The sequence below is a fragment of the Kitasatospora sp. NPDC033851 genome (assembly GCF_055576085.1).
The window spans coordinates 62,139-81,660 of the sequence record NZ_JBVIRL010000027.1; the positions used below are offsets into that span (position 1 = coordinate 62,139).

17 protein-coding genes are annotated in these 19,522 nt (G+C 73.0%); 10 read left to right on the top strand and 7 right to left on the bottom strand.

Annotation, left to right across the window (positions count from 1 at the left end):
- Nucleotides 1-106 precede the first annotated feature (106 nt).
- From ACZ51D_RS35330 to ACZ51D_RS35350, 5 genes are read left to right on the top strand one after another with little or no spacing between them, the layout of a single operon-like run.
- Nucleotides 107-1,369 (top strand): phenylacetate--CoA ligase family protein, encoded by a 1,263-nt coding sequence (locus ACZ51D_RS35330; protein WP_465664601.1) that lies wholly within the window; start codon nt 107-109, stop codon nt 1,367-1,369.
- Complete coding sequence (locus ACZ51D_RS35335) at nt 1,366-2,763, top strand: MFS transporter (RefSeq protein WP_465664602.1); 1,398 nt, start codon at nt 1,366-1,368, stop codon at nt 2,761-2,763. The genes ACZ51D_RS35330 and ACZ51D_RS35335 overlap by 4 nt, the downstream gene beginning before the upstream one ends.
- A complete protein-coding gene (locus tag ACZ51D_RS35340; RefSeq protein ID WP_465664603.1) occupies nt 2,760-3,911 on the top strand; it encodes a GNAT family N-acetyltransferase in 1,152 nt (383 codons plus the stop codon). Before ACZ51D_RS35335 ends, ACZ51D_RS35340 begins: the two co-directional genes overlap by 4 nt.
- Before the next feature lie 19 nt (nt 3,912-3,930).
- Entirely contained in the window at nt 3,931-5,097 is a 1,167-nt protein-coding gene (locus ACZ51D_RS35345; protein ID WP_465623943.1) for a LuxE/PaaK family acyltransferase, read from the top strand.
- The gene (locus ACZ51D_RS35350) at nt 5,094-7,634 is read left to right on the top strand and encodes an acyl-CoA reductase (RefSeq protein WP_465664604.1); all 2,541 of its coding nucleotides are present in this window, start codon (nt 5,094-5,096) and stop codon (nt 7,632-7,634) included. The genes ACZ51D_RS35345 and ACZ51D_RS35350 overlap by 4 nt, the downstream gene beginning before the upstream one ends.
- 139 nt (nt 7,635-7,773) lie before the next feature.
- Here the strand turns inward: ACZ51D_RS35350 and ACZ51D_RS35355 are convergent, their stop codons facing one another.
- From ACZ51D_RS35355 to ACZ51D_RS35370, 4 genes are all read right to left on the bottom strand, one after another.
- On the bottom strand, nt 7,774-8,529 hold the full coding sequence (locus ACZ51D_RS35355; RefSeq protein WP_465623946.1) for a ribonuclease BN: 756 nt from the start codon (nt 8,527-8,529) through the stop codon (nt 7,774-7,776).
- A gap of 302 nt (nt 8,530-8,831) precedes the next feature.
- The gene (locus tag ACZ51D_RS35360) at nt 8,832-9,119 is read right to left on the bottom strand and encodes a hemerythrin HHE cation-binding protein (RefSeq protein WP_465623948.1); all 288 of its coding nucleotides are present in this window, start codon (nt 9,117-9,119) and stop codon (nt 8,832-8,834) included.
- Nucleotides 9,120-9,397: 278 nt separating this feature from the next.
- A complete protein-coding gene (locus ACZ51D_RS35365) occupies nt 9,398-9,688 on the bottom strand; it encodes a DUF6296 family protein (protein WP_465664605.1) in 291 nt (96 codons plus the stop codon).
- Nucleotides 9,685-9,867, bottom strand: a complete 183-nt coding sequence (locus tag ACZ51D_RS35370) for a hypothetical protein (RefSeq protein ID WP_465664606.1) — start codon at nt 9,865-9,867, stop codon at nt 9,685-9,687. The genes ACZ51D_RS35365 and ACZ51D_RS35370 overlap by 4 nt, the downstream gene beginning before the upstream one ends.
- A gap of 445 nt (nt 9,868-10,312) precedes the next feature.
- On the opposite strand from ACZ51D_RS35370, the gene ACZ51D_RS35375 reads away from it, so the two are divergent.
- The 4 genes from ACZ51D_RS35375 to ACZ51D_RS35390 all read left to right on the top strand — a co-directional run bounded on the left by ACZ51D_RS35375 (nt 10,313) and on the right by ACZ51D_RS35390 (nt 15,829).
- On the top strand, nt 10,313-10,867 hold the full coding sequence (locus ACZ51D_RS35375; protein ID WP_465623952.1) for a hypothetical protein: 555 nt from the start codon (nt 10,313-10,315) through the stop codon (nt 10,865-10,867).
- 807 nt (nt 10,868-11,674) lie between these two features.
- Nucleotides 11,675-12,820 carry a lactonase family protein gene (locus ACZ51D_RS35380; protein ID WP_465623953.1) on the top strand — a complete coding sequence of 382 codons (1,146 nt, stop codon included), beginning with the start codon at nt 11,675-11,677 and terminating at the stop codon, nt 12,818-12,820.
- Between the two features lie 539 nt (nt 12,821-13,359).
- Nucleotides 13,360-14,157, top strand: a complete 798-nt coding sequence (locus tag ACZ51D_RS35385; protein ID WP_465623954.1) for a DUF8175 domain-containg protein — start codon at nt 13,360-13,362, stop codon at nt 14,155-14,157.
- Between the two features lie 295 nt (nt 14,158-14,452).
- Nucleotides 14,453-15,829, top strand: a complete 1,377-nt coding sequence (locus ACZ51D_RS35390) for an alpha/beta hydrolase family protein (RefSeq protein WP_465664607.1) — start codon at nt 14,453-14,455, stop codon at nt 15,827-15,829.
- A gap of 480 nt (nt 15,830-16,309) precedes the next feature.
- Here ACZ51D_RS35390 and ACZ51D_RS35395 read toward each other — a convergent pair whose 3' ends face one another.
- Together ACZ51D_RS35395 and ACZ51D_RS35400 are read right to left on the bottom strand one after the other, a co-directional pair.
- On the bottom strand, nt 16,310-16,846 hold the full coding sequence (locus ACZ51D_RS35395; RefSeq protein WP_465664608.1) for a GNAT family N-acetyltransferase: 537 nt from the start codon (nt 16,844-16,846) through the stop codon (nt 16,310-16,312).
- Nucleotides 16,840-17,325 (bottom strand): rhodanese-like domain-containing protein, encoded by a 486-nt coding sequence (locus ACZ51D_RS35400; protein WP_465664609.1) that lies wholly within the window; start codon nt 17,323-17,325, stop codon nt 16,840-16,842. The genes ACZ51D_RS35395 and ACZ51D_RS35400 overlap by 7 nt, the downstream gene beginning before the upstream one ends.
- Before the next feature lie 360 nt (nt 17,326-17,685).
- Between ACZ51D_RS35400 and ACZ51D_RS35405 the strand changes: the two genes are divergently transcribed.
- On the top strand, nt 17,686-18,477 hold the full coding sequence (locus ACZ51D_RS35405) for a phytanoyl-CoA dioxygenase family protein (RefSeq protein WP_465664610.1): 792 nt from the start codon (nt 17,686-17,688) through the stop codon (nt 18,475-18,477).
- A gap of 154 nt (nt 18,478-18,631) precedes the next feature.
- Here the strand turns inward: ACZ51D_RS35405 and ACZ51D_RS35410 are convergent, their stop codons facing one another.
- The gene (locus ACZ51D_RS35410; RefSeq protein ID WP_465664611.1) at nt 18,632-19,519 is read right to left on the bottom strand and encodes a hypothetical protein; all 888 of its coding nucleotides are present in this window, start codon (nt 19,517-19,519) and stop codon (nt 18,632-18,634) included.
- Nucleotides 19,520-19,522: the final 3 nt, after the last annotated feature.

Consider the following 19,522-nt stretch of genomic DNA (forward strand, 5'->3'; position numbering starts at 1 on the left):
GTTCCTCCTGACTTCGCCTCAGTATCGACCGAATGATCTGTGCGCATCCGGCTTCCCGGTGCCGCCCGCTCGGTCCGTTCTCCTCACAGCCTCAGAGCAGGAATTGATGCCGGTTCAACCAATAGCGGAACTCATACGGTTCGCGCGCCGCAATTCGCCCTTCTACGCCGAGCTGTACGCCGGCCTGCCGGACCGGGCCGTGCGACTGACCGATCTCCCGGTCGTCCCGCAGGCCGAGTTCTGGCAGGCGAACACACCTCGCGGCAACCGGCTGCTGACCGGGCCGCTGGAGGAGGCGGTGGTCTTCAAGAGCGGTGGCACCACCGGCTCGCCGAAGTTCTCGTTCTACAGCCGGGAGGAGTGGCGGGAGTTCACCACCTCCTTCGGCGCCGGGCTGGTCGATGCCGGACTGCGCCCGGGGCACCGGGTCGCCGACCTCTTCTACGCGGGCGACCTGTACGCCAGTCACACCTTCATCCTCGACGCACTGCACCGCTCGCCCGTCGCCAACGTCCGGCTGCCGATCGGCGGGGCCGCGCCGCTGGAGTCGACCGCGCAGACCCTGGAGCAGTTCGAGGCCGAGGTGGTGGCCGGCACTCCGACGACGCTGTGCGCGCTGGCCGACCACCTGCTGGCCTGCGGTCGCGAACTCCCCTCCGTGGAGCTGCTGTTGTTCGGCGGCGAGGGCCTCTACCAGGACCAGCAGCCGCTGCTCGGCAAGGTGTTCCCCAACGCCCGGGTCTCCTCGATCGGCTATGCCGCCGTCGACGCCGGGCTGCTCGGCCGACCGGTGCCCGGAGCGGACACCCGGGTGCACCGGGTGTTCACTCCGGAGACGGTGGTGGAGATCCTCGACGAGCACACCGGCGAGCCGATCACCCGTGCGGGCGTGCCGGGGCGGGTCGTGGTGACCGACCTGCGACGACGGCTGATGCCCGTGCTGCGCTACCCCGTCGGGGACCGCGCGGAGTGGACCGACCCCGCCGCCGGGCAGTTCCGCATCCTCGGTCGGGCCCAGGAGGGCGTCCGGGTGGGACCGGTGTCGCTGTACACCCAGGACGTGCTCGACCTCGTCCGGGCCGCCGACCCGGACGGCCGGGTGACCGGTGCGCAGCTGGTCGTGCGCCGCTGGGACGGCCGGGACGGCCTGGTGCTGCGCCTTGCCTGCGACGGGAATCCCAGCGGGCTCCCCGAGCTGGCCGCCGGTGTCGAGGCCGGGATCCACGCGGCGCGGCCGCTGTACCCGGAGGCGGTCGCCGCCGGATACGTCCATCCGCTGTCCGTCACGTGGGTGCGCCACCAGGAGCTCATCGTCAACGCGCGGACCGGCAAGCTGATCCGTGTCCTCGATGAACGGCCGCACTCGTGACGGGCCCCGCAACGGCCTCCGGAACAGCCCCCGCGACGGCCTCCGGAACGGCCCCCGCAACGGCCCCCGCAACGGCCGGCCGCCGCCTGCCGCTCGTCCTGCGCAACCGGTTGTTCGGCGCCGTGTGGGCCGCCCAGGTCCTCACCCAGGCCGCCGGACGGATGTTCCAGGTCGGCGCGGTGTGGTGGCTGGTGGGATACGCCGCCGGCGCGGACCGCGGTCTGGCCGCCGGCGTCTTCCTCGCCGTCAGCACCCTGCCCGCGGTCGCGCTGGCACCGCTGGTGGCCAGGGTCATCGCCCGCTGCCCGCACCGTACCGTGCTGGGTGGCTCGGCCGCCGTCGCCGGTCTGGTCGCCCTCGGCACGGCCGTCTGGACGTACACCACGGCACTGCCGATGGCCGTCGCGTACGGCTCGACGCTGCTGCTGGCAGGCTGCCAGGCGGTCTTCGACCCCTGTCTGACCACCTCCGTGCCCGAGCTGGTCGAGGATGCCGACATCGAGGCCGCGACGGGTTTCGAGCTCAGCACCCAGTCGCTGGCCGGCGTGGCCGGCGGGCTGCTGGGCCCGCTGGTGGTCGACGCCGCCGGTCTGGCGGGGATCATCACCGGGTGCGCCGGCGCCTACCTGCTGGCGGCCGCCCTGATCGGCGCGACCCGCTTCCCCACCCGCCCGGACGCCCCGGCCCCGGACGGCCCGGCCCCGGACGGCGGCGGGCCCGCCGCGGCACGGCCGCTTCGCCGGATCCTGGCCGAACTGCCTTTCGTCCGACGGGTGTTGCTCTGCTTCGCCGCGGCCAACCTGTTCACCACGGCGGTGTTCGTGGTGATGCCCCTGTTCACCCGGACGGTACTGCACGCCGACGGCTCGACCGTCGCCGCGCTGGAGGCGGCGCTCGGCGCCGGCACGCTGGTGGGCTCGTTCACCGGCGGTCGTCTCCCGGGGGCCCCCACCGTGGTCGGCGCCGGATGTCTCGGCCTGCTGGCCGTCGCGCTCGGCCTGCCCGGCCTGGTCGGTGGCCAGGCCGCGGCAGTGGGGTCGATGGCGGTCGCGGGCTGGTGCGTGGGCGTGATCGGTGTCCGGTTCGTCGCCCTCTTCCAACGGCTGGTACCGGCCGGGGACCGGGCCGGCTTCTTCGCCATGATGCAGGCGCTGCTGGGTGCCACCTTCCCGGTGTCCTCGCTGGTGTTCGGCCTGCTCGGCGACCACCTCTCGCCGCGCACACTCTGCCTCGTCCAGGCCCTCGGCGTCCTCCCGGTCGCCGCCGCCCTGTGGTGGACCGGCCGGCGCGAACCGGCCGCCCCCGGCCCCGTGGCGGCCCCGCCGGAGGAGCTGCCCCCGGCCCCGCAGGAGGAGCCGTCCCCCGCCCCGCAGCCGATCGGAGACGCGCGATGACCGTGACGATCGCCCCCGCCGCCCCGCAGGACGTCGCCCAGCTGCGTCAGCTCTACTTCGACGTCTACGGCCACGGCTACCCGGTCGCGCTCGGCAGCGACCCCGCGGAGATGCGTCGCCTGATCGCCGACCCGCACACCCACTGGCTGACCGCACGACGCGAGGACACCGGACACCTGGCCGGGTCGGTGGCCGTGCAGACCGACCCCGGCAGCCGCATCGGCAAGCTGGTGGGCCTGGCGGTCCACCCCGAGCAGCGCGGCGGCGGCCTGGCCGGCCGGCTGACCGCCGCGGTCTGCGCGGACGCCTTCGCGACCGGCGCTCCGGACTCGATCTACGCGACCGTGCGGGTGGTCACCCCGGGCCCGCAACAGGTCTTCGCCCGCAACGGCTTCCGCGCACTCGGCCTGCTGCCGAACGCCGTCGAGGTGGCCGGCTGCGAGAGCCTGGCGCTGTTCGCCCGGCACGCCGACGGTGTCCTGGCCCGACGCGAGAGCGTCGACCAGGTGCCCGGAGCCCTGCTCCCGCTGCTGGAGGCCGCGCGGCAGAGCACCGGCCTCGGCTACGGCGACCCGCAGCCTTTGGACGCCCCCCTCGCCCCCACCGGGCGCAGCGCTCCGGTGACCGCGCCGATGGAGCTGATCACGGCGCCCGGGTTCGTCCGCCGCCGGTTCCTGGAGCTCTTCCCCGATCCGGCGCAGCGGTTCTTCCCGCTGCACGTGCCGAACGCTGTCCTCACCCCGCCGGACGGCGCGTTCGAGGCGTACGCCGACCTGGACCCGGTCGCGGCGAGCTGCTCACTGGTCGCCGTGCACCCGTCCCCGGCAGCCGTCAGCGGCGCGCTGGAGCCGCTGATGGCGGCGGTCACCCGCGCGGGCGCCGACTACGTCGAGACGCTGCTGCCGCTGGCCGACACCGCCGGGCTGCACGCCTTCCTGGCGGCCGGGTTCATCCCGAGCGCCGTCTACCCGGCGATGCGCCGGATCGGCGAACGGTTCCACGACTACGTCGTGCTGTCCCGCACCAGCCGTCAGATCGACTTCAGGACCACCGCCGTCGGCAGCCCGCTCCAGCCGTACCTGCCGGCCTACCTGACCGCCTGGACCTCGACCTACCTGCCCCTTCCCCTTGCCGAGGTCGCCCCATGACCAATCCCGAGGTTGCCCCGTGAACATCCATCTCGCGCCGGTCGAGGTCCCCGACCCCGCCGCGCTCCCGCACGTCCAGCAGCTGTGCGACCTGGCCTCCCCGTACGCGGCCGGGCCGGAGACCGACCGGCTGTTCGCCGCCGCGATGGCGGAGAGCCACACCTGGCACGCGCAGCGCTCGCCGTTCTACCGCTCCCTGTTGGACGGCCCGGCGGAGGTCGCCGCACCGACCGTCGGCGCGGACGTCCGCACTCCCCTGGTGCACGCCAACTTCTTCAAGCGGCACGAGGTGCTCTCCATCCCGCGGGACGAGGTCTTCCTCCACCTCACGTCCTCCGGCACCACCGGCCAGAAGTCGCAGATGTTCTTCGACGGCTGGACGATCCGGTCGGCGCAGCGCATGGTCGCGCGGATCTTCGACCACTACGGCTGGATCACCCCCGACCAGCCGGTCAACTACCTGCTCTACAGCTACGAGCCCGCTCCGCAGCTCAAGCTCGGCACCTCGTTCACCGACAACTACCTCTGCGACTTCGCCCCGGCCAACCACACCACGCACGCACTGCGGCACACCGGCGGCGGCCACGAGTTCGACGTCCACGGCTGCATCGCGGCGCTGCAGCGCTACGCCGAGGACGGCCTGCCGGTACGGATCCTCGGCTTCCCCGCGTTCCTGCACTTCACCCTGGAGCGGATGCGGTCCCTCGGCCTGCCGCCGCTGCGGCTGCCGGCCGGCTCGCTGGTCCTGCTCGGCGGCGGCTGGAAGGGGCACACCGACCGGCAGATCGGCAAGGACGAGTTCTACGCCGCGGTCACCGAGCAGCTGGGCATCCTCCCGGAGCGGATCCGGGACACCTTCGGCTCGGTCGAGCACTGCGTGCCGTACATCGAGTGCGAGCACCACCGCCTGCACGTCCCGGTCTGGTCGCGGGCCGCGGTGCGCGACACCCGCACCCTGCAGCCGCTGCCGTTCGGCGAACGCGGCTTCCTCCACCTGGTCTCGCCGTACATCACCTCGGTGCCGGCGCAGAGCGTCGTCATGGGCGACCTCGCCTCGCTGCACCCGGCGCAGGAGTGCCCCTGCCCGCTTCCCACGCCGTGGTTCACCATCCACGGGCGTGCCGGGGTCAGCCGCAACCGCAACTGCGCGGCGGCCGCCGCCGAACTCCTGAAGGGACTGTCGTGAACCCCGAACTCGTAACGGCCGGAGCGCACTTCTGGCAGGGATCGTTCGTCGACGACGAGGAGGCCGGCCGCCGGCTCGCCGACCTGCCCGAGCTCGCCGCCCAAACCCTCGCCGAACCCCTGCCCACCGAGCTGGTGCTGAGCGCCTGCCAGCGCCTCGCCGCCGCCCTCGCCACGCCGGACGGCCCCGTCCGCACCCGCCTGCTCGGCGTGCTGACCGACGGCGGCACCGACCCGGAGGAGGCGTCGGCGACCCTCTCCGAGATCGCCGACGCGATCACCCGCCCGGCCCTGGAGCGCAAGCTCCGGCGCGAACTCGGCGGGCTGCACCCCGAGCGCCTCACCCGACCCGACGCCCGGGAGACCACCTTCGAGGCCTGGGCACCGGTCGGGCTGCTGGTCCACATAGCCCCGGGCAACGCCGCCGCCGTCGCACCGCTGACCGTCATCGAGGGCCTGCTCACCGGGAACCTCAACGTGCTGAAGACCAGCAGCGGCGACACCCCGCTCGCCCAGCACCTGCTCGCCGAGCTGGCCGCCGCCGACCCGACCGGCGCCCTGGCCCGCCGCATCGTGGTGCTGCGCTTCTCCTCCGCCCGCACCGAGTGGCTGCGCCTGCTGTGCGCGCCCGCCGACGCGGTGGCGGTCTGGGGCGGCGAGGACACCGTCCGCTCGGTCGCCGAGCTGGCTCCGGCCGGCTGCCGGCTGATCGAGTGGGGCCACCGGATCTCCTTCGCCTACCTGACCCGTGACGCCTGGTCGGACGGGGTGACGCTGGACGCGCTCGCCGCCGACGTCTGCCGCTTCGAGCAGCAGGCCTGCTCCAGCCCCCAGGTGATCTACCTCGACACCGAGGACGACGGTGAGGTCTTCGCCTTCGCCGAGCGCTTCGCGGCCCACCTCGCCGACGCCTCCGCCGAGCTGCCCCGGCCCGAACTCGATCCGGCGGAGCACGCCGAGATCACTACCACCGAACTCATCGCCCGGTTGGAGGAGCACCTCGGCCTCACCCGGGTCGTCGCCGCCGAGGACGGGTCCTGGCGCGTCCTCGCCGACACCCGCCGCGCCCTGGCGGCCTCGCCGCTCAACCGCAGTGTCTGGGTCAAGCCGCTGCCCCGGACCTCCGTGATGACCGTGCTGCGCCCGATGCGCCGCTACCTGCAGACCGCCGCGATCGGCGGCAGCCGCGCCGACGTCGCCCGGCTGTCGCAGGCCGTACTCGCCGCGGGCGTGCTGCGGGTCACCCCGGTCGGCGGGATGCTCGACGGCTACCACGGCGAGCCCCACGACGGCGTCTACGCGCTCCAGCGCTACAGCCGGCGCGTCAGCGTCCGGGCGGACGAGGCCTTCGCCACCACCGCGTGCCTGGACGACCTGGCGGCCCCCGCCGTCCTCCCGGCCGCTCCGAACGGCCCGCTGCTGGACAAGGCCGGCGTGCAGGAGCAGTTGCGCACCCTCGCGCCCGTCCACGCCCACCTGTACTTCCGCAGCGGCGGCAGCACCGGTGCCCCGGCCCTGTCGGTGTTCACCAACGCCGACTACGACACCCAGATGCGGGCCGCCGCCGACGGCCTGCTCGCCGCCGGGTTCGACCCGGCCCGGGACCGCGCCGCCAACCTCTTCTACTGCGGCGGCATGTACGGGAGCTTCATCAGCTTCTTCTCGATCCTGGAGCGCCTCAACGCCACCCAACTGCCCATCGCCGCCGGCTCCGACCACGCCGCCACCGCCCAGGCGCTGGTGACGTACGGCGCGAACGCGGTGTTCGGCATGCCGTCCTACCTCTGGCAGCTGTTCCACTCCGAGGGCGCGGCACTGCGCGCGTACGGCGGGATCCGCAAGGTGTTCTACGGCGGCGAGCACTTCACGACGGAACAACGCCGGGTGCTCACCGAGGAGTTCGGCGTCGAAGTGATCCGCTCGGCGGCGTACGGCAGCACCGACCTGGGGCCGCTCGGCTACCAGTGCACCCACGCCGAGGGCTCGGTCCACCACGTCCTGACCGACCTGCACACCCTGGAGATCCTGGATCCGCAGGCCGACCGCCCGGCCCCCGCCGGGCAACCGGGCCGCCTGGTCTTCACCAGCCGCACCCGCGCCGGACAGCGCCTGGAGCGCTACCAGATCGGTGACCTCGGCCGCTCGGTCGAGGGCGTCTGCCCGTGCGGCAGCCACACCCCGCGGATCGAGCTCCTCGGCCGGTACGGGGACGTCGTCCGGGTCGGCACGTACTTCTTCAACGTCCGGCGCTTCATCGCGGTGGCTGAGGAGAGCCTCGGCTACCGCGGCGAGCTGCAGCTGGTCCTGGACGCCGGCGCCGGCCGGGAGCGGGTCACCGTCCGCCTCGACCGGAGGTACGCCCCCGACGCCGCGGCCGCAACGGCCGCCTTCCCCGCCGCCATCCCCGAACTCGCCTCCGCCGTGACCGAGGACCTGCTCGACTTCACGGTCGAGACGGCCGACAGCGGGGCCTTCGAGCGGACTGCCACCAGCGGCAAGCTCCGCACGGTGATCGACCGGCGGCAGCCCACGGCGTGACCCCGTCGGTGCCGGTGCAGGGCCCGGTGCAGGGCCCGGCACCGGCACCGGCACGGAGACCGGCACGGGCACGGGCTCGGCGCGTTCGACGCCGGAGTCGGCGCTCGGATCGGGATACGGGGGAACCGGACCTCCCTTGTCAGTCGGGCTCCCGGTAGGCCCGCACCAGCGCACGCCCGGCGAGTGCGCCGCCGTAGACGGTGTAGCCCACGCCGATCAGCCAGGACTGGACGACCAGCACCGTGCCGACCGTCCCGTAGGAAGTCGCGTTGGACACCAGCAGCGGTGCGAAGACCAGCCGGGAGAACAGCCTCAGGCCGGCCAGCGCCACGATGGCCGCGACCGCCCCCGGCAGCAGGTCCCGGTACGGGACGCGACCGGCGAGCAGCAGGTGCTGGAGCCACCAGAACAACAGGACGCCGCCGAGGGTCGTGACAGCGATGCGGAAGGCGGGTTGGACGCTCGCGTGCCGCCAGGGCGAACCGCTGGAGGCGGCCAGCAGGATGTATCCGATCAGTCCGGCCAGGCCGAGCGTCTGGCGCCAGACCGAGTGCCAGGGACCGCGGTCCAGCCCCCAGGTGCGCTCGTAGACGCCCTGCACGGCGGCCATCAGGGAGATCCCGAAGACCGCGAGCGCGGCCAGGCCGAAGCCCGTGGTGGTGCTGAGCACCTGTCCCCGGGAGGCGAAGAGGCCGTGCACGGCGACGGCGCCCCGGCCGGTCAGACCCAGGCCGTCGGTGATCCACTCGGTGATGCCACTGCCCCGCGACGGGAAGGCGGCGGCGATGACGATCAACAGCGGCACGAGGGTCACGAAGAACAGCGCCGCGAAGGCCATCGACCGCTGCAGCAGTTCGATGGTGCGGCCCCGCTCCCACACGTCTGCCGCCGTCACCCGGAGGACCTGCCACCAGCTGCGGTGGGCCGACGTGAACGAACCCCTGCGGCGCATGTCACGGTACCCGGGGGCCGTTGTCGAACACCCCGAGCCCGGTCCTGGACCCGCCCGTCATATCGCCGTCCCGGGGCCTTGTCGGTTGACAACAGTCGGGCATACCGGTTCCTTGCATCTCTGGTGCGGTCGCACGCTCCTTTCCGACGTGTGGCCGGAAGCACCGGCCGTCAAACCGGCTCTCGGGCACGAGGCCCGCGTCGGCGCGGTTCGTGCCCGGCGGCGGCGTCGGTGGCCCGGGCCGTTCACTCGGTGGCGCTGGGCACCTTCAGGGGGTCGCGGGTGGCGGTCCTCTTCGCCTCTTCGAGCCGGTCGCCCAGCTCCTGGAGGCGGTTGCGGCCCATGGCCTTGCGGACGTCGGGGAACCAGTCCTGTTCGTCCTCCTCGATGACGGCGTGAACCGTCAGTTCCTCGATCACCTGGTCGGCGATCCGGCGCTTCTCCGCGAACGCCTCATCGCCGGCCTTCTCGAAGGCCTTGAACAACTTCTCCACGCTCTTGTGGTCTTCCCTCAACAGCACGATCGCGTCCATGCAGGGGCCTCCCGGTGTCGCTGGGACTGAAGGTCGGTCGCACAGGTACCCGCCGAGCGAGCCCCCAGACAGGCACCCGGAGTGGACCACTCGCATGCCGCAGGACCCGAGCGGCCTCGGCGACAAGCCCGCCGCCCCCGCGCTACGAGAGGGGTGTCTCCCCGTCCGAGGGGCAGCCGGTTCGCCGACGCGGACGGCACGGGAGGACCGGGGGGTTCGTTCTGTTCGCCGACGGGTGCCCCCGGAGCCGACCGGCCCGGCGGCACGAAGCCGTACCGTCATGGCAGGGGTGCGGTTTCCACCACCTGGATCCGGGCGGGGCGAGTCAGCACTCGGTGGCGCCCCTCTGCGGTGATCTCGACCTGCAGACGACCGTCACAGTCGGTGTAGACGAGATGCCCGGCAGGGCCCAGTCGGCTCGTGGCCGCGACCGGCGAGGACCTGAGGACGCCGGTGGAATCGCGTAGCCACAGGAGATAGCCGGTCGCATACGGGCGGGGCGGCCCGGTGGTGGTGACCGGCTTCACGGGCTCAGCCCCGCGGAGCGCTCGGACAGGGCTGCCACTCATGGCGCCAGGCTGTCGGCGGCCGGCGGCTCCGGGCCCTCGTCTTCCTCCGCATCGCCCTCGGCCTTTGCCCGTACGTCCCGCGGGGTGGGAGCCACGATGCTCCGTTCCTCCACGGACCGTTCCCGCGTCTCCTCGTCGGGCCGAGTGTCGTCGTTCTTTCCGCTGCGGGAGGTGCCCATTGCGTCGTCCTTTCGTCAGTTTCAGGGTCGAGGTCCTCGGACCGGGCCGCAACGCGAGCCCGTCCGCAGGCGTCACCCCGGGAGGTGACGCCCTCGGTCCGCAGGACGGGAAAGAGGTCCTGCGGCCCAGATGGGCGCCCCCTCGCTCGACCACAGGTTGCATCGGTAACCTCCGTTGCGCCGCCGTCGGAATCCCGCGTGTACCCGGGGCGCCGGGCTCCACGCGGCCGTTTCCGACCGTCACTGACCCGGGCGACTGTGCCGCGTCGTTTCCGTCCCGTCCCGTTGGGCAGTCGCGAGAACCGGGAGCCGACAACAATCGCGAGCCGACCACAGCGGAAAGGGTGTTCACCAAGGGCCGGCGGACGGGCACCGGGGACGAAGGTCCTGCCACGACCGACCACCCCGGCCGCCGGAGCGGCGCACACTTCGAAGGAGTGACGACATGACGGACCCGGACGGCGAGCGCCTCCTCGCGCTCTACCTCAACGACCACCTGGCCGGCTCCTACGCCGGTGCGGCACTCGCGCACCGGATCGCCCGCGAGCACCAGGCAGAGCCCGCCGCACCCGAACTCCGCGCCCTCGCCCAGGAGATCACCGAGGACCGCGACGAGCTCGTCCACCTGATGCGGGCCCTCGGCGCACGACCCCGGTGGCGCCGGATGCTGATGGGCGCCGCCGCCGAAAAGGCCGGCCGGCTGAAGCTCAACGGGCGCCTGGTCCACCGGTCCCCGCTCAGTGACCTCCTGGAACTGGAGGCCATGCGCTCGGGGGTCCAGGGCAAGCTCGCACTCTGGCGGGCGCTGCGGGCGGCGACCACCGACGACCTGCTCGACGCCCGCCTGCGACGGCTGGAGACCCGGGCCCAGCACCAGGCGGACATCCTCGACACCCGGCAGACCGAAGCCGCCCAGGTGCTGCCGCCGGTGCGCGCCCGAAAACGGCCCATGCCGGAACGCCCGCAACCCGTCCGGCCCGCAGGACCGCAAGTCCTGTGACCGACCTGCCGGGATTCGGAAGGAGCGAAGGAATCCCCGGCTCTCGACCGCAGGCCCCCACCGGGAGAACGAGCGCGGCGACAGCACCGGAACCCGCAACGTCCGACCGACCGCGATCCGGTCCCTGTTCTCCTACGCAGCTCTCCAGCACCCCGAACACGCCCTGCTCGTCCAGCGCGTCCTGAAATGAACGCGCCACCGGCAGCATCGGTCGGCGCCCGCATCACCTCACTCGCCTCCTCGCCGCGACCGTGCCGAGTCGGCAGCTCGGAAATGTGCACCGCCACGTCGCCGGGCACGATCGACGCCTCAACGGCCTGGCGGTACGCGACGATCGCAAGAGAACCGCTCCCGTCGTGATCACTGTGGCCGCAGCTCGTACAGTCCGGTCCGCGCGGTGGGGTGTCTCTCAGCGGTGGGAAGGGTGAGCCGGTCCGCCAGACGGCGACGACGGCCACGACCACGCCCGCCAGCGTGACGATTCCCACCAGACCGATGATGGTCTGCGCAGCCATGAGCGCCCCCGTGTGCGACCGGTTCCCCAGGCACCATCAGAGCAGCCGTCGGCCGTTCGCGTCGACGTCGCCGGCCAGCAGACCGTCCGGCCCACCGAGTGACCCGGGCCGCCGAGCCCTCCCATATCCCGCATCTCCGATCAAACGTCACATACCTTGCCAGCGAGCAGAAGCGAGGACGCGTCCTGCGTCCCTCGCCCCGTCACTGCGCGCCCGGCCGCGGCAGCCGAATCCGGCCCGACCCAAGGCCCGGGCTTCGGCGAAGCCCCGGCCCTCAAGGAGGCAGCACACCGTGCAGAAGATCACTCGACTCGCCGTCGCCGTCGCAACCGCCCTCGCGACCGCGGCCGTTGGTGCCCCGGCCGCGTCCGCCGCGTACGGCGGCGAGGGCCATCCCCACGGCGGGGACCACGCCGTCTTCGTCCAGAACGACAACCCTGCGGGCAACCAGGTCATCGCCTACCGGCGAGCGGACGACGGCCACCTCACCCCTGCCGGCACCTACGACACCCACGGCCTCGGCGGCGTGCTGGCCGGATCCGTCGCCGACCACCTGGCCTCCCAGGGTTCCCTCACCTACGACCCGCGCCACGCCCTGCTGTACGCCGTGAACGCCGGCAGCGATACCGTCTCCGTCTTCTCGGTGGACGGCGACCGGCTCGCGCTGCGGCAGGTGGTGGGCTCCGGCGGCCGCTTCCCGGTGAGCGTCGCCGTGCACAACAACGTCGTCTACGTGCTCAATGCCCTGGACGGCGGCTCGATCCAGGGCTACACCGTCCGCGATGGACGCCTCCACAAGGAGGCGGGACGCAACCGCTGCCTCGGCCTCGACCCGAACGCCACGCCCCAGTTCACCACCACCCCGGGTCAGGTCGGCTTCACCGGCGAAGGCTCCCAGCTCGTCGTCACCACCAAGGCGAACAGCAACAGCCTCCTGGTGTTCAACCTCGACCGCTCCGGCGCCCCCGCCGACACGCCTGTCACCACCCTGCTGCCCGGCGCCGTCCCCTTCGCGTTCGTCCCCAACGGCCGCCACGGCCTGTTCCTCACCGAGGCCGGCACGAACGCCGTGGCGACCTTCACGATCCACCCCGACGGCACCGCCACGCAGGAGGCGTTCGCGGCCACGAACCAGGCGGCCACCTGCTGGATCGTCGCCGTCCACGACCTGCTCTACACCTCCAACGCGGGCAGCTCGACCCTCACCGGCTTCCGCACCGCCGACCGAGGCCGCCGGCTGACCGCCCTGGGCAACACGCCCACCGACCCCGGCACCGTCGACGCCGCGGTCTCCTCCGACGGGCACTACCTCTACGCCCAGACCGGCGTCAACGGCATCCTCGACGAGTTCGCGGTCAACGACGACGGCTCCCTCACCCCGCTCGGCTCCCAGACCGTCCCCGACGGCGCCGGCGGCGAAGGCATCGTCGCCTTCTGACGGGGAGGACGTTCATGAGCGTCTCCCGGCGGGGCCAGACCACCCTCTGACCGACCTGGGGTCCTCAACGGGATTCGTCAGCCCCGTCCGGGAGCCGCTCGGGTACATCCACCGCCCCGCCCGATCAGGCCCGTTCCGCCGCTCCGCCGCCCTCGATCTCTCTCCGGCCGCCGCCGCCGCGCTGTGCGAGGCTTCCGTCCCAGGGCAGGCGAACGGAGTATGCCCTTCCCGTGTTCTCTCGTCCCGGCGGCGCGTGCCGTGCCGTGCGACTGCCGGCGGTGCCGTCTCCCTGACGAAAAACCGAGCGAGGGGAAAGCGGGGAGCACGGCCGACGGGGACCGGCTACTGCGGGGGCCAGGACGCCGGCGGGGCCGGGCGATGTGGGCGGACCTGACCTACTGCGCTCAGGGCGCCGGCGAAGGTCCCGTGACCGACTGCAACAGAGCCGCCCGCTTGGACATCGATGGCGGTACCGAGCCGCCGGGGCTGGCATGATCCATGTCGCCAGAATCGACATCACCGGGGGATTCGCCACCATCATGTCCATCAGATCTCGGGGGGCCGCCCTGGCGGCCGTCGCCGCGCTCGGCCTGAGCGCCGCCTGCACGCCCACGTCCACGCCCACGTCGACGTCCGCATCCACGTCCGCATCGACCGGCCCCACCGTCACCGCCACCGCGCCCACGAGTGCGGCCACGAGTGCTGCGAGCACTCCGGGTTCGACCGCGGCGACCAGTGCACCCGCCCCGGCCACCACCACGCCACCGGCACCGGAGCCGGCACCGGTCGGCGATCGGGGCCCGGGCTGCCGGACCGACGACCACGACCAGAGCAAGCCGACCGCCACCCCGCCCGGGACGGAGTTCAAGCCGCTGGGCTCGCTGCTGGTCCCCACCTCCCGCACCACGGGCCCGCTCCTCTACGATGGCGGCTTCTGGCACTGCTTCGCGCACACCCCCGAAGGGGCCTCCAGGGCCGCCGCGGTGCTCGCGGCGATCGACACCGGCCACGACGACTGGGAGCAGGCCGCCCGGGCCCAGATCTACCCGCCGAGCGCCGCCAAGGAATACGCCGACCACCGGCTCCAGGACCCGCTCCACGCCGAGGGCATCGGCTCGGTGAAGGTGGTCGCCTTCTCCGTCATGACCTACACGCCGGAGCGGGCCATGGTCATGCTGATCGTCGACCTTCCGGGTGCCCGGCCCGGAAGCCACAACTCGACGACCGCCAACCTCCGCTGGGCGGACGGCGACTGGCGGCTGGACATGTCGGCCGAAGGCCACCTGCCCAAACTCGGCCCGGGCCTCAGCGGCACCAACGGGTTCGTCACCTGGTAGCGGCTCAGAGCCGGTAGCGGCAGGGCCCGCGTTGTCCGCGGCAGAACCGAGCCGCGGCGACCGGGCACGGCTCGGGCAGGCCGTACGCGTCGGTGGGGGACGGGACTCGGGGGACGCCGCGGGTCGGGTGCGTCGGGTGCGTGGGGGTCCGGCTGGGGCTTCGCACGGAGGAGGTGGGGCTTTCCCCACCTCGAGGTGGGGAGTTCGCCGGATCTGCGGCGACTCCCCTGGCTGGCACGATCTCTATCAGCAGCCGGCCGACCGGTCGGGTGCGCAGATCGCGGGGGGAATGGCAATGCGGGTTCGATCGATGGTGCCGCTGGTGGCCGCGGCGGTGGCACTGGTCGCGGGAGCGTCGACGGCGACGGCGACGGCGGCCCCGGCCGCACAGCAGGCCGTGCAGGATGTGGACTTCCGCAGCGGGGACGTCACGTTGCACGGCACGATCACCGAGGCCGCCGGTGCGCCGGGCCCCAGGCCGGGCATCGTCCTGGTGCACGGCGCGGGACCGGAGAAGCGGGCGGGGTACCGGGCCGAGGCCGAGGCGATGGCGCGGGCCGGGTTCGTGGTGCTCAGCTACGACAAGCGGACCACCGGCTACTCGATGACCCAGCGGTCGTACTCCCAACTGGCCGATGACGCCCTCGCCGGGGTCCGCACCCTGGCGGAGCGGACGGACGTGGACCCGCACCGGATCGGGCTGTGGGGGTTCAGCGAGGGCGGCTGGGTGGCCCCGCTGGCCGCCAGCCGCTCCGAGCAGGTCTCGTACGTGGTCGTGGTCGGCGCGTCCGGGCTGGCCCCGGCCCGGCAGCAGGCGTGGCACCTCGACAACAAGCTGCGGCACGAGGGCGCTTCGGGCTCGCTGCTGGAGACCGTGTCGGTGACGGGCACCCGGTTGCTGAGCGACGCCGGGCTGTTCCCCGAGGCGGACTACGACCCGGTACCGGTGCTGGAGCACCTGCACCAGCCGGTGCTCGCCCTGTGGGGCAACGACAAGCAGGTTCCGCCGGCCGAGAGCGCCGCCGTCCTCACCGACGCACTGCACCGGGGCGGCAACGACGATCTGACGCTGCGCTTCTTCCCGCAGGCGGACCACAAACTGCACGTCTCCGCGGACGGGTTCGCACGGGGCGAGCAGCTGACGCCGGGCTACGTCGACACCGTCGCCGCCTGGGTGGCCGGCCAGGGCCACCGGGTGAACGACCCGCTGCCCCGGCAGGACCGCCAGAGCCAGGCCCTGGCCGCGGTCCCGGCCTATCAGGGCTCGGTGGCGCAGGCCGCCGCCTTCCTGCTGATGGCCCTCGCCTCCGCCGGCTACCTGCTGTCGGGCCTGGTACGGCGGCTGCGCCGGCGTCCCGTGGCACCGGGCGGCAGGGCCGCGCGATGGCTGGCCGGTACCGGCCTGGCGGCCACGCTCGGATTCCTCGGCTACTTCCTCTTCGTGACGACGACCCTCGCCACCGGGCCGCAGCTCGGCGGGCGCCCGGTGGTCTGGTCCGTCCTGCAACTGCTGGCCGTCGGCACGGTGGTGGCCACCGGCGTGACGGCGGTGCAGGCGTGGCGCGGCCGGCGTTCGGCATCGGCCGGCGCGCGGGTCCGGCTCGGCGGGCTGCTGGTGGCAGGCGTGGTGTTCGTACCGTGGGCGCTCTTCTGGGGCCTGCTGCTGCCGTGACCGCACGCGCCGCGAGAGAGCGCCTCGCAGAGGGGCCGACGAGCGGATGAACAGATGAGCGGATGAACAGAGGGCACCGGGAGAACCCGGTGCCCTCACTTCGTTCACTCCGAGGAGAGCGGGACGGACTCAGTTGATCGGACCGCAGTCGTGGGTCTGGCGGGTGCCGTTGTACCAGCGTTCGACGCACGCCTGCATGTGATGCCCGGGTCCGTCGGCCCACCAGTGCCCCGTGCAGCCGCAGGCCCGGGAGTTGAGCGCGCGGCTTCGGGAGACCCTGCGGGAGCGGCGGCTGACGGTGCTGAGCGAGCTGTTCGCCGGGCCGGCTTCGTCCTGAAGTCCCGGGAACAGCACCGGGTCTACTACCGACTGAGCGAACGCGGCCGCGCCCTGGCCGCCGTGTACGGCCGATAGTGCCGCACCCGGCGTGGTGTCGCACGCTCAACGACCGACCGACCGACCGGCCGGCCGTCCGGACGGCTACGGCCGAGCGTCGTCACCGCCCGCAGGCGCTCGGGTCGGGTCTTCCGCCGGGCGGGCGGGGAGCGAGGTGGGGAGTGAGAACCTGACCTTGGGCCGGGCGTGGGCCCCCGCGCGGTGGTAGAAGCGGATGGCGTCGGTGTTCCAGTCGGGCGTCTGCCACTCCATGTGTGCGGCGCCGCGGGCCGCCGCCGCGTCCTTCACGGCGTTGAGCAGGGCGTGCCCCCAGCCCTCTCCCCGGTGCGGTTCGGTGACGAACAGGCAGTCCAGGTGGACGTAGTCGGCCGCCTGCCAGGTGGAGAACTCCCGGGAGCAGGTGGCGTAGCCGATCAGTTCGCCTCCGTGGTCGACGACGAGGCACCAGGCTCTCGGGTGTGCCGAGAACAGCACGGGTTCCAGGCGGGCGGCGAGGTCGGCGGGCACGGGTTCGGCGTGTTCGAAGGCGGCGTGGGCCGCGCACAGGCGGGCTATCGCCGGCAGGTCGGCCGCGGTGGCCGGACGGATCACGCCGCCCGGCCGTGCGGTGTCCGTCAGCATGCGCAGGAGATGCCCGAGCGCGGGGCGGTCAGGTCGTCGATGGGACGCTGCTCGGTGCCGGCGGCGGTGTCGAAGGTGAAGCCCTCGCGAACCCAGTACTCGAAGCCGCCGAGCATTTCCTTGACCTGGTAGCCGAGGCGGGCGAAGGTCAGCGCCGCGCGGGTCGCGCCGTTGCAGCCGGGGCCCCAGCAGTAGGTGACCACGGTGCAGGCCGGGTCGATCAGCTGCGGTGCCAGGTCGGCGATCCGCGCGGTGGGGATGTGGAGGGCACCGGGGATGCGGCCCTGGTCCCAGGCGGCCTTGCTGCGGGTGTCGACCACAACGACGCCGGGTGCGCCGGATGCCAGATCGGCGTGGACATCGGAGACGTCCGCCTCGAAGGCGAGACGGGCGGCGAAGTGGGCGGCGGCCTCGGCCGGGGCGGCGGCGGGCACGCTCAGGACGGCACTGGCGATCTCGGCGGGAGCGGTGGCAGACATCGGGGTACCTCTCGTTCTGGCTGGTCGGGACGGGGTCCGGTGGGGCCGGTGGGCCGGTGGGCCGGTGGTCCGGCGCCGGGATTCCCCGGTCGGCGATGGCTCCATCCTCTGATCCCCGGGGCCCGCCCCACGAGTGGCGTAAACGCCTGAGATCGCCAAGATTCCGCCAGGCGTGCGGAGTGGCCCTGACCGGCTTCGGCGTTTCAAGGTGACGGTGATGGAAGACGGTGGTGGAGGACGGTGATGGAGGCGGCGACAGGTGGGAGGAGCGGGCAGGTAGGGCCGGCCCGGAGCACACCCGACGAAGGCGGTGCGGAAAATGTCGGGCGATCGGGACCGGTGCCGCTGCACGCTGGGGGCATGGATGACACGACCTTGGTATCCCGCTTCCTGCGCGACGGCTTCGTGAAGCTGGAGGGTGCCGTCGCGCCGCGGGTGGCCGCGGACTGCGCGCGGCTGCTGTGGCGGGAGACCGGCTGCGACCCGGACGATCCGTCGACGTGGACGCAACCCGTGCACCGGGTGGCCGGCATGGCGCAGGGGCCGTTCGCCGCCGCGCCCAACTCCCCCTCCCTGCACCGCGCGTACGACCTGCTCGTCGGCGCGGGACGCTGGGAGCCGCGCTACTCGCTGGGCACGTTCCCGCTGCGCTTCCCGCACGAGGAGGAGCCGGACGACGCGGGCTGGCACATCGAGGGGAGCTACCTGCCGGAAGGCGAGAGCTGGTACTTCACGAATCTGCGCTCCCGGGAGCGGGCGCTGCTGATGCTGTTCCTGTTCAGCGAGGTCGGCGAGGAGGACGCCCCGACCCGGATCCGGGTCGGCTCCCACCTCGACGTGCCGAAGGTGCTGGAGAAGTACGGGGAGGACGGGGCCAGCGGGCTCGCCATTGCGCCCGACCTGGTGGCGGCGTCCGACCACCGTCCGCTCGCGCTCGCCACCGGGTCCCCGGGCGACGTCTTCCTGTGCCATCCGTTCCTGGTGCACGCGGCGCAACCGCACCACGGGGTGCGGCCGCGCTTCATGGCCCAGCCGCCGCTGATGCCGGCCGCGCCGTACGAACTGGAGCGGGCCGACGGCGCGTACTCACCCGTGGAGATCGCGATCCGCCGGGGCCTGGGACAGGACACCCCGGCCACCGGTCCGCGCTGAGGAAGGCCTCAACTGAGGAACACCTCAGCCAAGGAACGCTCGACCTTCCCTGCGGAAGGTCACGGCGCATGCCCGCACGATGTCGCCCCAGCTCCCGGCCTGGAGCCGGGAGCCGGGGCGGAGGAAACCGGGGCGGAGGAAAGGGTTCGGTGGTTCAGTCGGTGGTGCGCCGCCGCCGGCGGACGGCGAAGGCGCCGCCCGCGAGCGCGAGGACCGCGCTCGAACCGCCGACGAGCACCGCCGTCGAGGGCGTCGAGGACGAGGCGTTCTCCGTCCTCTCCGTCCTCTCCGTCCTCTCCGTGATGCCGTAACCGCTGGACATGCCGCTGGTGTCGTACCCGGAGCCGGGCAGCTTGTCGGCGTAACGGGCCTTGACCAGCTTCTGGTAGTCGGACAGCGAGAGCGAGGCCCGGCCGTTCAGTCCCTGCCGTGCCTGGTCGTTGAGCGGCTCGACCGTGGTGAGCTTGAGCTGGTACCAGCCGCGGATCTGCGGCTCGGTGAACACCAGGGTCCCCACCGTGGCCTTGCCCGCGTACGTGGCGTCGCTGTCGCCGTCGCGCACGGCGGCCAGGTGCCAGCCGCCGCCCTGGGTGGGAGCGAGCATGACGGTGGCGTTGCGCCCGTTGACCGGGGCGTTCAGCGCGGAGACCAGGTAACCCAGCTTGATCGCTTCGGAGGCGATCGGCAGGGCCGTCCCCGCGACGAAGCCGGGGGTGATCTCGTTCAGGGCCAGGGGGTCGTTGACGGTGAACGCCGGGATGCCCTCGCACGGGTCGGCCTTGTCAGGGATCGACTGCGGCGTCCCGGCCCCGTCGCCCTGAGGTACCGGGACGCTGAGGAAACGACAGACGGTGTTGCGGACGTCGGCCGACTTCACCAGGTCGAGCGCGGCCTGGTAGTCCGGGATGTCCGCCAGCAGCGGGTCCTTGGCCGGGGCCGCGTGGACGGGCCCGGCGAGGGACAGCAGCGCGGACGCGCCCGCTACCAGGACGGTGGCCAGGCCGGAGACCGCCCGCCCGCTGGACGTTCTTGTTTCCTGCATGCC